The sequence below is a fragment of the Pantoea sp. SIMBA_079 genome (genome assembly GCF_046940275.1).
Classification (GTDB): Bacteria; Pseudomonadota; Gammaproteobacteria; order Enterobacterales; family Enterobacteriaceae; genus Pantoea; species Pantoea borealis.
On sequence record NZ_JAWRYR010000111.1, the window covers coordinates 1 to 328 of the forward strand.

Annotated in this window: 1 pseudogene; it reads left to right on the forward strand. The window is 67.7% G+C overall.

What is annotated here, in order from left to right:
* Positions 1 to 328: pseudogene (locus SB719_RS19330) on the forward strand (hypothetical protein); the annotation flags it as partial.

The window sequence follows — 328 nt, forward strand, 5'->3', positions numbered from 1 at the left end:
CGATCGAGACCCTGATGGGCATCGAGGCGCCGGCGCGTGCGCAGTGGATCCGCACGCTGTTCGACGAGATCACGCGCATCCTCAACCACCTGATGTGGGTGGGGTCGAACGCGCTCGACCTCGGTGCGATGGCGGTGATGCTGTATGCGTTCCGCGAGCGCGAAGAACTGATGGACGTCTACGAGGCGGTCTCGGGCGCGCGCATGCACGCGACCTATTACCGGCCCGGGGGCGTCTACCGCGACCTGCCCGACCGCATGCCGCAGTACCGCGAGTCGCCGTGGCGCAAGGGCGCCAAGCTCAAGCGCTTCAATGCGTGGCGCGAAGG